We start from the raw sequence: 15,129 nt of genomic DNA, 5'->3' as shown, positions 1-15,129 counted from the left end.
GTAAAGTGAATCAATGTAGTTTTCATAAAAGTTTTCAGTTAAATGGAGTCTCTTTTTCTTCGGAAGAAGAGTTGTTGTGTTTTGCAGAAACAATTAATACTTCTGTGTATTCATTTTTGTCAGATTGGTTTAATTCTGAGGATTATGTAATTGTACAAACTTCGGGTTCTACTGGTAAACCTAAACCAATTCGGTTAAAAAAAGAGTTTATGAAAAACTCTGCAAAAGCAACAGGAAGTTTTTTTGAACTCGCTGAAAATACTACCGCATTATTATGTCTTTCTACCGATTATATTGCGGGAAAAATGATGTTAGTTCGTGCATTAACTCTTGGTTGGAAACTCGATATTGTAGAAGGAGCATCCAATCCGTTAAAAGGAATTGAAACGAGTTATGATTTTTCTGCAATGGTACCATTGCAATTGCAAAACTCGTTAAAAGAGTTGCGTAAAGTTAAAAAGTTAATTGTTGGTGGAGGGGTTGTTTCAAATAATATACTAAAAGAAATTCAACATATTTCAACCAAAGTTTTTGCTACGTATGGTATGACAGAAACCATTACGCATATTGCTGTTAAAAGGCTAAATAATTTTTCATTATTGAAAGGAGGAACAACAAAGCAATCTGTAAATGATGCGTTTTATAAAACGCTTCCTAATATCTCAATTCAGTTAGATGATCGAAGTTGTTTGGTTATAGATGCTCCAAAAGTATCGTCAGAAAGAATTGTAACGAATGATATTGTTCAACTTATTTCTGAAACAGAATTTGAGTGGTTGGGGCGTTATGATAATGTGATAAATTCTGGAGGTGTTAAACTGTATCCTGAAAAAATTGAAGAAAAACTTTCTAAAGTAATCTCAAATCGATTTTTTGTTGCAGGTTTTTCTGACGAAAGGTTAGGAGAGAAGTTGGTGTTGATTGTTGAAGGAAAAGAATGTAAAATCAATTTCACTTCCATAGAAAATCTTACGAAATATGAAATTCCTAAAGAAATTTACTTTCTCGATCAGTTTATAGAAACAGAAACAAAAAAAATCCAGCGAAATAAAACTCTGGATTTATTGAGTTTATAATATGAAATGGATCTTTTTTAATATAAAATTGTCCACTTACCCATTGTTCCTTTGTTAGTATATTTTTTAACTAACCAATCTAATCTTTCAGGTAATTGTTTTTTATATAACAACAAAACAGTTGGCTTTTCAATAATATCATGCAGACTTTCTAGCTCAGTAGTATCTTTAAGATTTATCAAATGATTTTTCCAGTTTGTGTCAGTTTCAAACTGAGTTTCTCTGTTTAAAGATTCGTGTCCGTCGTATAAAGAAATAATAGATTTATTCAACCCAAAAGCAATTGATGATTTTCTAATATTATAAATCAAAACATCTCTAGAATCTAGATTTTTGCTAATGATAAAATCGGTAACTGGTTTTGACGAATTTACCTTTAATTCATTTTTAGCTAAAACTGTTGAAGCTCCAATCAATAAAAATACGGTAACTATAAAAGAAGTTAAAACTGGTTTAAACTTTACTTCTTCAGCTGATTTTTTATAAACTATAAACACTAAAATAGCTGTTACAAAGCTAAAAACAGCTAAGTAATAAGGGAAGTTCATTTCTGTGTTTATAAATGGAGCAATTAAAAAAGTAGCTATTATCAATCCAGCAAAACCAAGTATGAAACCGTTAATCAATTTTATTTTTTCTGTGTTTATTCTTGAAAATAAATCAGAAATTAGTATCGATAGTAAACCATACAAAGGTAAAATGTATAAAATACGTTTAGATGATGATATTGAAAAGAAAATTAACGGAATTACAAAAGCCATGAGCATAGCAAAGTGAAGCGACTTTCTTTTGAATAATTCTTTTTGATCTTTTACTAAGTATACAAAAGCTAAAAACCAAGGCAATCCAACAAGTGGAGCAAAAGCTAAGAAATACCAAAAAGGTTCAGTTCTTCCGAAGGCGTTTTTAGAAAATCTATCAGCTGTTTGTTTTCCTAAGAAATAATCAAGAAAAGCAGGATTGCTATATCCTAAATATACAAACCATGAAGCTGTGATACCTAAAAATAAAGTCCATGCAGCAATATGATGAAAAGAAAATTTTCTTTTAGATTCCTCAGTACGATTGTAAAAAAGGATAAAAATTACTGGAACAATAAATATTACAGGTCCTTTGGTTAAAAAGCCTAAAGCTAAACTTATAGTAAAAGCATATAGCCATTTGATGATTCCTGATTTTCGATATTGTACCCAAGTATAAATACTTAATAGTGCAAAAGTGGCTAAAAATGCATCGGTAGTTAAATTACGTGACGACATTAATACCAAAGGAAAGCTAAAATAAATTATAGCTGACCAAAGCGCTGTTTTTTTATTATTGAAAAGCGAAATGCTTAAATGGTACACTAAAATAAGTTGTAGTAAAACAGCTAATTGCAAGAAAAAACGGGCTCCGAAAGCGTTTATTCCGAATATTTTATATCCTAAAGCAGTAATTTGATAGGTGAAAGGTGGTTTATGATAATGGTGTACATCTAATAAATTTGGGTGTAAATAATCACCAGAAACATGCATTGCTCTACCAATTTCGGCATATCTAGCATCACTACTTTCAATTACGCCATAAGATCCAACATTAATAAACAAGCTAAAAGCAGCGATTACTAAAAATAAATTGAATGTAAGTTTACTTTTCATTTTTAATATAATTTGTTTTAGGCTTTATCGTGTTTTAATAAAATGTACACGTTTCTTATGTAAATTACAAAGCCAAAAAGTTGACCAATAAATAAAACAGGATCTTTTCTTATGACTGCGTAGCTTAAAATCATTAAAGATCCTACAAGACTTAACAACCAAAAGCCTAAAGGTAAAGAAGATTCTTTTTTGCGTTCAGAATAAATCCATTGATATACAAAACGGAGTGTGAAAATTACTTGACCAACACTTCCCCAGATTAATAAACTTAAAGGAATGTCTTCGTTACGAAACAAACGCTCAACATCAATTTGATTGTTTTTAAAAGAATATATTGCAATTAGCAGCGGAAAAATATATAAAAATCCTCTTAAGATTTTGGGTAATTTTTGCCAAGAACCTTGCAATTGCATATTACGGATGTAAATAAAATAGGTTAACGATTGCCCTAACATTATTGCGAAATCATCGCGTAACCAGCCGTAAACAAATAGTAAAAAAGAGGCAATTAAGCTCAATTGCCAAAATAACTCAGGAGTTAATACTTTTTTTACTTTTTCAGATTGAATCCATTGCAATAAGAGTCTTGCTGAAAATAAAATTTGAGCAGCAAACCCAACTATGTAAACGAACGATTTATATGAAAGCCACTCGCTCATTAGTTGATTTTAGACTTTTCTATAGTGTAATTTATATAGCTTTTACGCATCCATCTGTAAGCAAATGTGTCTCGAAGGGCTTTTAAAGATCTATTGAAAATATTGAATTTTGAAGTACCAGCAATACGCTCGAAATGCTGTACTTTTAGTTGTTTTACTTTTCCGTCTTGTAATAAAATTAACGCAGGGATAAAACGGTGCATTCCTTTGAAGAAAGGAATTTTTTTGGCAACATCTGTACGTAGTACTTTTAACGGACACCCAGTATCTATAATTCCGTCGTTTATTAAACTGCGTCGAATATTATTAGCAATTAAGGATTGAATTTTTTTGCTTAAGGTGTCTTTTCTTTTTCCTCTAAATCCAATTACAGCTTGGTAATTATCGATGTCTTCTAATAAAAGGTCAAAGTCGTACGGAGTGGTTTGTAAATCAGCGTCAATATATCCGATTAATTCGGTTGATGTATTATCGATACCTGCTTTAATAGCTGCACTTAATCCGCAATTATTTTTAAATTTTAAGTACTCGAAATCTGGATTATCGTTGCAAATTTCAGTGATTTTATCAAAACTTCCATCAGTAGAACCATCATCAACAAACAAGACTTTACTTTTTGTGTTGCTTTTAGAAAAATAATCGGTAAATGTACTGTGTATTCTATCTAAATTATCAATTTCATTGAAAACGGGAATGATGATGGTCATTCTATAATCCATAGACTTCTTTGTTTTGTTATAACTGTGCGAAAGTACAAATAATAAAAAAAAATCCAATGATTTGAGGTCATTGGATTTGTATTTCTGTGAGAATGTCTTATTCTTCCATAGAGTGATACACGTTGTTTACGTCGTCATCCTCTTCTAATTTTTCTAAAAGTTTGTTTACTTCCTCTTTTTGTTCTTCTGATAAAGCAGTGGTAGTAGTTGGGATTCTTTCAAATTCAGAAGAAATAATTTCGATATTGTTTTCTTCTAAATATTTTTGAATAGTACCAAACTGGTTAAATGGAGCATATAACATTACACTGTTGTCTTCTTCGTCAGCAAAAACCTCTTCCACTTCAAAATCTATCATTTCCATTTCAAAATCCTCTAAGTCCATTCCTAAAGAATCTTCTTTTACCTTAAAGTTTACTACATGATCAAACATAAAAGCTACTGAACCAGAAGTTCCTAAGTTTCCGTTACACTTGTTAAAAGCAGCGCGAACGTTAGCAACAGTACGGTTGTTGTTGTTAGTAGCAGTTTCTACCAAAACAGCAACACCATGAGCTGCATATCCTTCAAATAATACTTCTTTATAGTTTTCGGTGTTTTTATCAGAGGCTTTTTTAATAGCGCGCTCAACATTGTCTTTAGGCATGTTGGCAGCTTTAGCATTTTGAATAACTACACGTAAACGAGAGTTGGTTTCTGGGTTAGGACCACCTTCTTTTACTGCCATAACGATATCTTTACCAATACGTGTAAAAGTTTTTGCCATTGCTGACCAACGTTTCATCTTTCTTGCTTTCCTAAATTCGAATGCTCTTCCCATTTCTTAATATTTTGTTTTGCAGGGGCAAATGTAACCAATGCAATAATTATTTACAATTAAAATCTTTTTTTGAAGATCTGATCACCTTCTTTTTCATAGTAGGCTCTCCATGTACCAGATTGTTTTCCGTTTTTAAACTGACCTTTTAGTTTTAGTTTTCCATTAGGATAGTAGTATTTATAGTCACCATCTGGAATTCCGTTGTCTAATTCGACTTCAAATTTTAACTTTTTGTCTTCATAATACTCTTTGTATTCTTTTGCGCTTAAGTCTGAAGGATGAATAGCAGGTACTTTAAAGATAGTTTCTGTAGTTTCAACAACTATTGAATCTTTTTCTGGTGTGATTTTTCGATATAATTCTGTTTTTAAAGCTTGCTCTTTTTCTGTTTGAAGTGTAATTGCTTCAGGAGATTGATAGGAAAGCGTAATATTGCTTTTAAATTGATTTCCTTTAGAAATTAATTGTAATCCTATTTGTGAAAAAGAGGTAAAGTATTTCTTGTTTTTGATAAGTTGTTGTTTGGTTTTATTGTCTAACAAACTTAAAATATCGTTATAGGAATTTACTGTTTCAGCATAAGCAAATACACTAGATTTGTTTTCAAACTGGTAGTTAAATTCTTCGTATTGTGAAGAAGAACTTAAAGTATATCCAACCAAGTGACTATTGATGATTTCTTTTAATGAATTTGGACTGGTGCTAAACACCACAAAATCATCAATAATCGTAAAATAAGGTTTTTCCATTTTAGCAAAGGTGTTACCTGCTAACATTTTAAAAAATCCTTTTAAATCGAAATAGTAAATTGGGTATCCTTGGTAATTTAATTGCTTGTATTTTAACGGCGTATTTTCTTTAATTTTAGAGAGAACAAATTCTAAGTTTTCTTTAGCATCATCAATATCATTTGTTTTGATTACTGCGACAATGTCTTTTTTGTTTTTAGATAAATCGGAATTAAAATGTAATAAACCAATTTCATCACCGATCCAACTGTATAAATGTTCTTCAACTTTAATATTTAATTCCTTTTCTATGTTTTTAAGCTGTGTAGTATAGCTTGTGAAGGTTTCCGGATTCTCTTTTTGTAGCTCTTCAAAATTTGTATGGAATTCTTCAAAACTTTCAAAAGCAAAACTTAAGTATAAAGAAGTGTTTCTGGGGGCTATTTTTGCAATACTTCTTTTTCCTTTTCCTGATTTTTGAATAGCTCTTAAAAAGGTTTCAGAAGAAGGGTTTACATTCGTGTATCCTACAGCCTGAATAATGCTTCCTTCAATAATTGAAATATCTAAACCAGAATAGTAGAGGGTAGATTTTATATTTTCAAAACTCTTAAGGTTTGAGCTATTGGTAAAACAACCTAAATATTTATCAAAATATTCATATTGAATATATACATTAAAAAAACCGTCGTTATCAGTTTCTGTTTTAATTTCGGTAAAATTAACATCTCTACCAATTATAGGTTCTGTATACTGTTCAATAGATTGTTCCACTAAAACATGTGTATAAGAGGCTACTAATTGATTTTTAATAAAGGTAATGTAAAGTGTTTTTCTTGTTTTTACATTGTATAACTCAATTATTTCATGTTCTTTGTGAAGACGTTGGGTTACCTTAAAATTATCACCAGCTAACTTTTGAATAGCACTCTTTAAAAAGCGAAGTTTTGAAAATTTCTGAAGGTCGGCAACATATAGTAACCCATGTTTTTTAGGTTTGTATACATGTACAGAGATTAATAAATCTCTTTCGCCAATAAAATCAATAACCTCTTTTTGGTCTTGAAAAGTTTCATCGAAGCTGTTAAGGTTTTGAGTAACTTCTTTGAAATAATCATTGGTTTGAAAATGCTGCCAAATTGGACTAGCACTTACTTCATCCCAAGTATCAATTGGTCGTTCAGTTTCAATAATAAAAACTGCATCTTTAGGTACTAGATAAATCGGATTTATATTATCCTCATCAGCTAAAGTAAAAATATATGTTTGGTATAAAATAAATCCTATAATTACTATTAGTAACGACCATATAATTTTACGTTTCATACCTAAAAATGTTGTGAATTATTAAACCTGTAAAACTCCTAAGTTAAATGGCTTTTCAATAGGAGCGTGGTTTGCAGCTTCAATTCCTAAAGAAATCCAAGTTCTGGTGTCTAAAGGGTTGATGATACCGTCTGTCCATAATCTTGCAGCTGCGTAGTATGGAGAAATTTGTTCGTCGTAACGAGACTTAATTTTATTGAATAACTCAGTTTCTTTTTCTGGTGTAATTTCTTCACCACGAGCTTTTAAAGAAGCCATTTCAATTTGTAATAACACTTTAGCGGCAGAAGCTCCACTCATAACTGCTAACTCTGCACTTGGCCACGCGGCTATTAAACGAGGATCGTATGCTTTACCACACATGGCATAATTACCTGCACCATACGAATTACCAATAACAATGGTAAATTTAGGCACAACAGAATTACTTACTGCATTTACCATTTTAGCACCATCTTTAATAATTCCGCTGTGTTCAGATTTACTTCCTACCATAAATCCGGTAACATCCTGTAAGAATACTAACGGAATTTTCTTTTGATTACAGTTGGCAATAAAACGAGTAGCTTTATCAGCAGAATCGTTATAAATTACACCACCAAATTGCATTTCGCTTGGTTTTGTTTTAGCACCTTTTGATTTTACAATTTTACGCTGGTTTGCTACAATTCCTACAGCCCATCCGTCAATACGAGCGTAACCTGTAATAATTGTTTGTCCGTACCCTGCTTTGTATTCTTCAAATTCAGAATTATCTACCAAGCGATTGATGATTTCCATCATATCGTATTGTTCGTTACGAGCTTTTGGTAAAATTCCGAAGATTTCTTCTTCATTTTCTTTTGGAGGAAATGCTTCTTTACGGTTAAAGCCAGCTTTGTCATAATCCCCAATTTTATCCATCAATTTTTTAATGGTATCTAAAGCATCTTTATCGTCTTTGGCTTTGTAATCGGTAACTCCAGAAACTTCGCAGTGCGTTGTTGCTCCTCCTAAAGTTTCGTTATCAATATCTTCACCAATAGCTGCTTTTACAAGATAGCTTCCCGCTAAGAAAATACTTCCTGTTTTGTCAACAATTAAAGCTTCATCACTCATAATAGGTAGGTAAGCACCACCAGCAACACAACTTCCCATAACTGCAGAAATTTGGGTGATTCCCATACTGCTCATTACCGCATTGTTTCTAAAAATGCGCCCGAAGTGTTCTTTATCAGGGAAAATTTCATCTTGCATTGGTAAATACACCCCTGCAGAATCTACCAAGTAAATAATAGGTAATTTGTTTTCAATTGCTATTTCTTGGGCACGTAGGTTCTTTTTTCCTGTGATTGGAAACCAAGCTCCAGCTTTTACCGTTGCATCATTTGCAACTACGATACATTGTTTTCCGCTTACATACCCAATTTTAACAACTACACCACCTGATGGACATCCTCCATGTTCTTTATACATTCCTTCTCCAGCAAAAGCACCGATTTCAATAGACTTTGAGTTTTTGTCTAGTAAATAATCAATACGTTCTCTTGCAGTTAATTTTCCTTTCGCATGATGTTTGTCAATACGTTTTTGTCCGCCTCCTAATTTTACTTTAACTAGGCGTTGACGTAATTCTGATGCTAAAAGTTTATTGTGGTCTTCGTTTTTATTGAAGTTAAGATCCATGTGTATGTTGTTTGTTTCGGTGTGCTAAAATAATAAAATCATGAGAGAATTCAAGGGGTTTATTGATACGATTTTAAGATGTTTTCAACGGTTTTTTCAATTGTTTCATTGCGTTCTTGCTTAATTAAAACTTTAGGCTCAGCTACACGTTCTTTGCAATTTGTAACAGCGCAAGTTTCGCAGGTAACTCCAACAATTTTTCTTTCAAATGTATCTTCTTTAAAAAAACGAAGTTTATTTTTTAAATGAGGTGAAAGTAGCATTCCAAGACTCACACTTCTGTTGATATTTTCTTTAAAAGGATCGGAAGTAGCTGCCGATAACACTAAATATTCATTCTTGGAATTTTGATATGAAGATATTTGAATTCCGTAAGCAGAATTTTTTGTTGAAGATTGTTCTAATTCTTGAATGGTGTTTATAGAAATCCATCTTCTACAATAATGCTCGTTATTTCTATTGGCGTGTGGAGTTTGTTGTTGCGTAATATGTAACTCTTTTGTAAGTCTAAAATTTGGAGTGTTTTCTTTGTGTGTAAAACGTAAAAAGAATAGGTTTTTAATGTTGAAATGCTCTGGTAAAATATTGGTTAATCGTTGATAGAAGGTTTCATCTGAGCAATTAAAACTCATAATAATTTTATGCAGTTGTAAAGGTTGCCAAGTAGGTAAATTAAAGAAATGTGTTAGTTTTTCGATTAAATTATCCTTCGGAATAATCAAAGCACCTGCAAAATAGGAAGCAATCATGTTATTTAATACTTGATCGAAAGACTCAAACTTAATCCAAGGAAATGTATAAAGTCTGTCTTGAATATTCATGTAATTGTAGGCTATTTCTTTCGCATAAATAAAGGTTTTTTGAGCTTCAGAAATAGTGTTGTAAATCAATAAAACCTTTTTATTTGGAATAAAGATATTTCTTAATTCTGAGAGATTTTGATGATTTTGTAGTTCTTCAAAATCAATAGTATATCCGTATTCTTCAATGAGTATTTCTTCTAAGTCTTTTGAAGTTATGGGTTTATTAAGGTTAATATGATAAGCCTTAGCAAAATTGAGTACTTCTTGTTCAATATCAGCAAAGTAATTGTTATGAGCTTCTTGATATGATCGTAAAGAGGCTAAGAAAAAACTTTCTCGAGTAAGATTATAGTTTTGAGAAATTTTAATTAAGGTACTTATAAAAGCATTCACTTTTGCAGGAGCGCCGGCAATAATATCAATCAAATTATTTTTTTTAATGCCAAACAACTCCAAAGGAAGTTCTTTTAAAACTTTTGATTGCAAAATTTCTCCAATAGGAGCTAAGTTTTTATCAAGCTTTAAAGAAACTAAATGATCATAAGGAACTTCTAGTTTTTCAGATAGAATTACAATTTTATCTGTTTTTGGATATTTTTTTCCTTTTTCTATTTCATTTAAATAAGATTTTGACAAACCAGTGAGTTTGGCTAATCCAAAGAGAGACAAATCTTTATTGGTTCTGATTTGTTTTAGTTTCAATCCAAAAATGAGTCTGATATATTCTTCTTCCAAAGTATTTTATTAAAAGATTCGTAATTCAAAGGTATAAAAATTAGCGAATTAATAAAAATTAGTAATTTTTAAACATTTAGCGAACGTTCGCTTTTTGTTTTGAATCCTTTTTTTTAATATTGTTACATCAAAAAAAGAATATAAGTGATTATGAGTCAAGATGTTTTAACAAAAGAAATACAAGCAGTACATTTTCAAGAATCTCTTTATCAAAGTATTTTGACAAGAGAATCCAAAGAGTTTTTAATAGCTTTACATGAGAATTTTAATAGTCAAAGATTACAATTATTAGAAGAAAGAAAAATTGAGCAAGCTTATTTTGATGCGGGTAACTATCCTAATTTTCCAGAAGAAACGAAAGCTATTAGAGAAGGAGATTGGGTTTGTTCACCTTTACCAAAAGATTTATTAGATAGAAGAGTTGAAATAACGGGTCCTGTTGATCGAAAAATGGTGATTAATGCATTGAATTCTGGAGCTAAAATGTTCATGGCAGATTTTGAAGATAGTAGCTCGCCTTCTATCCAAAATATGTTAGAGGGTCAAATGAATTTAAGAGATGCTGTAAACAGAACCATTTCTTTTTTTAACGAATCTAACGGAAAAACATACAAATTAACAAATGAAGTAGCTACTTTATTGGTGCGCCCAAGAGGATTACACTTAAATGAAAAACATTTATTGATTGATGGAGTTGAATTATCTGGTTCTTTAGTTGATTTCGGATTGTTCTTTTTTCATAATATTAAAGAACTGCTAAAAAGAGGAAGTGCTACTTATTTTTACTTACCAAAATTAGAGCATTATTTAGAAGCTCGTTGGTGGAATGAAGTATTTGAGTTTGCGCAAGAATATCTTGAAATTCCAAAAGGAACTATTAAAGCAACAGTTTTAATAGAAACCATTACTGCAAGCTTTCAATTAGATGAGATTATTTATGAACTAAGAAATCACATGGCAGGTTTAAACTGCGGACGTTGGGATTATATTTTCTCGTACATTAAAAAGTTTAGAAATCATAAAAAGTTCTTTGTACCAGATAGGGCTCAAGTAACTATGGAAACTCCGTTTATGCAAGCATATTCGTTAAGAGTTATTCAAGCTTGTCATAAAAGAGGTGTTCATGCTATGGGAGGAATGGCAGCACAAATTCCTGTTAAAGATAATGAAGAAGCAAATGCATCAGCTTTTGCTAAAGTAAAAGCAGGAAAAGTACGAGAAGTAAAAAACGGACATGATGGTACTTGGGTAGCACATCCAGGAATGGTTTCGTTAGCAACCAACGTTTTTAATGAAAATATGCCTGCTAGAAATCAGATTCATGTGTTACGAGAAGATGTAACAATTTCTGAGGGAAATTTAGTAGAACCTCCAACAGGAACTATTACCGAAAAAGGTATCAGAGAAAATATTAATGTAGGAATTTTATACATCGAGTCTTGGTTACGAGGATACGGAGCAGCTGCCTTATATAATTTAATGGAAGATGCTGCAACAGCCGAAATTTCAAGAACACAGTTGTGGTTGTGGTTACATACTAATGCCATGCTAGAAGACGGAAGAACGTTTAGCAAAGGAATGTACGAACAGCTTAAAAAAGAAGAATTAAAAAAGATGCAGAGTTTAGTTGGTGATGAACAATACACCAAAGGAAAATTTACATTGGCAATTGAATTGTTTGATGCGCTTGTTTTATCAGAAGAGTTTGAAGAATTTTTAACCTTATCAGCATATAAACACATCTAAAATAAAAAGGTTCCTAAATGCGGCAACATTTTTCGGAACCCAAATAATTAATAAATCGATAACTTATTAACAACACAAAATTATGAAAAATTTAGCTCAGAGCAGTTATAGTTCTGCATTAGAAACTGTAAAAAGTTTAAAACAGAAGTACGGAAGTACTTGGAATTCTATAACTACCGAAAGTGCAGCAAGAATGATGACTCAAAATCGTTTTAAAACAGGGCTTGATATTGCTAAATATACAGCTGCTATTATGAGAAAAGATATGGCAGAGTACGATGCTGATAATTCTAAATATACACAATCGTTAGGTTGTTGGCATGGGTTTGTAGCACAACAAAAAATGATTTCAGTAAAAAAACATCATAAAACTACAAGCAAGAGATATTTATATCTTTCAGGTTGGATGGTAGCGGCTTTGCGTTCAGAGTTAGGACCATTACCAGATCAATCAATGCACGAAAAAACAGCAGTTCCTGCTTTAATTGCTGAAATTTATGATTTTTTAAAACAAGCAGACGCAGTTGAGTTAAACGATTTGTTTAGACGATTAGAGCAAGGAGAAGATGTGCAAGAGCAGATTGATAATTTTGAAACGTATGTGGTACCTATTATTGCTGATATTGATGCTGGATTTGGAAACGAAGAAGCTACCTATTTATTAGCTAAAAAGATGATTGAAGCTGGAGCTTGTGCTATTCAAATAGAAAATCAAGTTTCCGATGCAAAACAATGTGGGCATCAAGACGGAAAGGTAACAGTACCGCATGAAGATTTTATAGCTAAATTAAATGCTATCCGCTATGCTTTTTTAGAACTAGGAGTTGAAGAGGGAATCATTGTTGCTCGAACCGATTCTGAAGGAGCTGGATTAACGCAAAAGTTACCCGTAAGTCAAGAACCAGGAGATTTAGCCTCTCAATACTTAGCTTTTGTTGAAGCTGAAGAAATTTCAATAGAAGAAGCCAAAGAAGATGATGTGTTATTAAAAAGAGATGGAAAATTGGTGCGTCCAGTTCGTTTAGCAAACGGGTTGTATAAGTTTAGAGAAGGAACTAATATTGATCGTGTAGTGTTAGATTGTATTACAAGTTTACAAAACGGTGCAGATTTATTGTGGATAGAAACACCAACACCACATGTTGGGCAAATTGCAGCTATGGTAAATCGTGTAAAAGCGGTTGTTCCAAATGCGAAATTAGTATATAACAATTCTCCATCTTTCAATTGGACTTTAAATTTTAGAGATCAAGTCTACGACGCTATGGTTACAGCTGGTGAAAATGTTTCTATGTATGATAGAAATAACCTGATGGATGTTTTTTATGACGGTTCAGAACTATGCATACGAGCTGATGAAAAGATTAGAACTTTTCAGATGGATGGAGCTAAAGAAGCTGGTATTTTCCATCATTTAATAACCTTACCAACTTATCATACCACTGCGTTGCACATGAACGATTTAACAGAAGGGTATTATGGTAAAGAAGGAATGTTAGCCTATGTAAAAGGTGTGCAACGACAAGAGATAAGAAAAGGAGTGTCTTGTGTAAAGCACCAACGAATGGCAGGTTCTGATTTGGGAGATGATCATAAAACGTTTTTCTCTGGAGACAATGCCCTAAAAGCTGGAGGAGAGAAAAATACATCTAATCAATTTGAAGCTGCTAAAAAAGAAGCTGAGGTTTTAGCTGAAGTAGTATAGTTAACACAAATTTCCTGTCTTTTTTTGGTTTGTAATGTTGTATGTTAAACAGATAAGGAATATTATTTTGAAGTAGAAGCTCCCATTAGGGAGCTTTTAATATTTCTGGTTTTCAATCGATTTTGTAATTGAACTCACAATATCTCCAGTATGTTTGGTTGATTTGGTTTCAATGAGCATTACAGAGCATTCTTCTGTAGCGCTTACTCTATGGTTTATTCCTTTTGGAACGACGTATAAGTCTCCTTGAGTCATGGTGAAACTTGGTTTGTTTTCAATTTCCATTAGAAGTTCTCCATCAATTATATAAAATAATTCATCCTCATTTTTATGATTATGCCAAGGAATATCTTCACCTTTGATCTTAGCTATTTTTACATATTGGTCGTTAACTTCTGAAAGAATTCTTGGAGAAAAGTAGTTTTTTACTTTTTGTGATTCTTCAAGTAAATTAAGTAATTGAGCTTTTTTCATAGTCTTTTATTTAAGTTTTAGTTCCATTTTTATATCGCTTCTAACATAAGGTGAGTTTGCTTCAACAGGAATTTCAATGAAACCATATTTTCTGTAGATATAAATAGCGTTTTCAAGTTTCGTATTTGAGTATAAAACCAACTTGTCAAAATTATGATTTTTAGCAAAATCAATACAGTTTTGCATGAGGTTTTGCCCGATTTTATGTCCGCGATGGTTTGGTGAAACCGCCATTTTAGTCAATTCAAAAACATTAGGTTTTTTCATAGGCATTAATGCAACCGTTCCAGCAATTTCATTGTTCAATTTTGCAAAGAAAATATGTCCGCCTTTGTTGATGATGTATTTCTTCGGGTTGCTTAAAACCTCTTCATCATATGGTTCAACATAAAAGAATGATTGTAACCATTCTATGTTTAAGTTATAAAAGTACGAAGCATAATTGTCTTCGTAACTAACGATTTCTACTGGATTTATTACTGTATTCATGTGTATATGTTCTATAATAGCATCGCTAAAACTCTTGTTGTGAAATTTTGTTTCTAAAATATTTAAATGTTCAATTAAAGAACTAGACTGAATTTGAGTGTATTCTTTAATAATATGCTCTATGCTGTTCCAAATAGGAGTGATTTTTTGTACAAGTTTTTTTCCTTTTTCGGATAAGTAAATAATTTTTTTACGTTTGTCTTTTTTATCTTCTTTTAATTCAATTAATTCTTTCTTAATTAGTTTGTTTATTGCTTGAGTTGTTGCTGGTTGCGTTGTTCGTAGACCTGCATTAATCTCAGTATTTGTAACTCCGTCTTTATTTTTTATGATTTTAAAAGTAGGAAAGAGGTAAGGGTCAAAATCGATTTGAAAAGTATCATACACTATTTGCGTTTCTCTCATCATGTATTCGCTCACCCTTTTTAATCGCGATCCCATTCCTATTTCTCCTATACCTTGTAGAGCATCCATTTTAATTATATTAAGTATTTATATAAGTGCTTATGTAAAAGTATTGAAAAATACTATATATTGAAAGTTAAAT

12 protein-coding genes are annotated in these 15,129 nt (G+C 31.7%); 3 read left to right on the top strand and 9 right to left on the bottom strand.

Going from position 1 to position 15,129, the window contains the following annotated elements:
- Nucleotides 1-5 precede the first annotated feature (5 nt).
- Nucleotides 6-1,076, top strand: a complete 1,071-nt coding sequence (locus ACKTST_RS07745; protein WP_408047176.1) for an AMP-binding protein — start codon at nucleotides 6-8, stop codon at nucleotides 1,074-1,076.
- Between the two features lie 17 nt (nucleotides 1,077-1,093).
- Here ACKTST_RS07745 and ACKTST_RS07740 read toward each other — a convergent pair whose 3' ends face one another.
- The 7 genes from ACKTST_RS07740 to ACKTST_RS07710 all read right to left on the bottom strand — a co-directional run bounded on the left by ACKTST_RS07740 (nucleotide 1,094) and on the right by ACKTST_RS07710 (nucleotide 10,168).
- The gene (locus ACKTST_RS07740) at nucleotides 1,094-2,713 is read right to left on the bottom strand and encodes an ArnT family glycosyltransferase (protein ID WP_408047175.1); all 1,620 of its coding nucleotides are present in this window, start codon (nucleotides 2,711-2,713) and stop codon (nucleotides 1,094-1,096) included.
- A 17-nt stretch (nucleotides 2,714-2,730) separates the two neighbouring features.
- Nucleotides 2,731-3,372: a lipid-A-disaccharide synthase N-terminal domain-containing protein gene (locus ACKTST_RS07735; protein ID WP_408047174.1), complete on the bottom strand. Its 642-nt coding sequence runs from the start codon at nucleotides 3,370-3,372 to the stop codon at nucleotides 2,731-2,733.
- On the bottom strand, nucleotides 3,372-4,091 hold the full coding sequence (locus ACKTST_RS07730) for a glycosyltransferase family 2 protein (protein ID WP_408047173.1): 720 nt from the start codon (nucleotides 4,089-4,091) through the stop codon (nucleotides 3,372-3,374). The genes ACKTST_RS07735 and ACKTST_RS07730 overlap by 1 nt, the downstream gene beginning before the upstream one ends.
- Nucleotides 4,092-4,188: 97 nt before the next feature.
- Nucleotides 4,189-4,911, bottom strand: coding sequence for a YebC/PmpR family DNA-binding transcriptional regulator (locus ACKTST_RS07725; RefSeq protein WP_408047172.1), 723 nt, complete (start codon nucleotides 4,909-4,911; stop codon nucleotides 4,189-4,191).
- A gap of 56 nt (nucleotides 4,912-4,967) precedes the next feature.
- The gene (locus ACKTST_RS07720) at nucleotides 4,968-6,965 is read right to left on the bottom strand and encodes a DUF3352 domain-containing protein (protein ID WP_408047171.1); all 1,998 of its coding nucleotides are present in this window, start codon (nucleotides 6,963-6,965) and stop codon (nucleotides 4,968-4,970) included.
- A 21-nt stretch (nucleotides 6,966-6,986) separates the two neighbouring features.
- Nucleotides 6,987-8,630 (bottom strand): acyl-CoA carboxylase subunit beta, encoded by a 1,644-nt coding sequence (locus tag ACKTST_RS07715; protein WP_408047170.1) that lies wholly within the window; start codon nucleotides 8,628-8,630, stop codon nucleotides 6,987-6,989.
- A gap of 59 nt (nucleotides 8,631-8,689) precedes the next feature.
- On the bottom strand, nucleotides 8,690-10,168 hold the full coding sequence (locus ACKTST_RS07710) for a helix-turn-helix domain-containing protein (RefSeq protein ID WP_408047169.1): 1,479 nt from the start codon (nucleotides 10,166-10,168) through the stop codon (nucleotides 8,690-8,692).
- 150 nt (nucleotides 10,169-10,318) lie between these two features.
- On the opposite strand from ACKTST_RS07710, the gene aceB reads away from it, so the two are divergent.
- Both aceB and ACKTST_RS07700 read left to right on the top strand, forming a co-directional pair.
- Entirely contained in the window at nucleotides 10,319-11,914 is a 1,596-nt protein-coding gene (gene aceB / locus ACKTST_RS07705; RefSeq protein WP_408047168.1) for a malate synthase A, read from the top strand.
- Nucleotides 11,915-11,996: 82 nt separating this feature from the next.
- Nucleotides 11,997-13,619 carry an isocitrate lyase gene (locus tag ACKTST_RS07700; protein ID WP_408047167.1) on the top strand — a complete coding sequence of 541 codons (1,623 nt, stop codon included), beginning with the start codon at nucleotides 11,997-11,999 and terminating at the stop codon, nucleotides 13,617-13,619.
- A 96-nt stretch (nucleotides 13,620-13,715) separates the two neighbouring features.
- Here the strand turns inward: ACKTST_RS07700 and ACKTST_RS07695 are convergent, their stop codons facing one another.
- Both ACKTST_RS07695 and ACKTST_RS07690 read right to left on the bottom strand, forming a co-directional pair.
- On the bottom strand, nucleotides 13,716-14,093 hold the full coding sequence (locus ACKTST_RS07695; protein ID WP_408047166.1) for a cupin domain-containing protein: 378 nt from the start codon (nucleotides 14,091-14,093) through the stop codon (nucleotides 13,716-13,718).
- Nucleotides 14,094-14,099: 6 nt separating this feature from the next.
- Nucleotides 14,100-15,056 (bottom strand): GNAT family N-acetyltransferase, encoded by a 957-nt coding sequence (locus ACKTST_RS07690; protein WP_408047165.1) that lies wholly within the window; start codon nucleotides 15,054-15,056, stop codon nucleotides 14,100-14,102.
- Between the last annotated feature and the right edge of the window lie 73 nt (nucleotides 15,057-15,129).

The organism is Tenacibaculum crassostreae (assembly GCF_964512405.1).
In the GTDB taxonomy this organism is placed as follows: domain Bacteria; phylum Bacteroidota; class Bacteroidia; order Flavobacteriales; family Flavobacteriaceae; genus Polaribacter; species Polaribacter crassostreae.
This window is presented reverse-complemented; position numbering and strand designations above follow the sequence as displayed.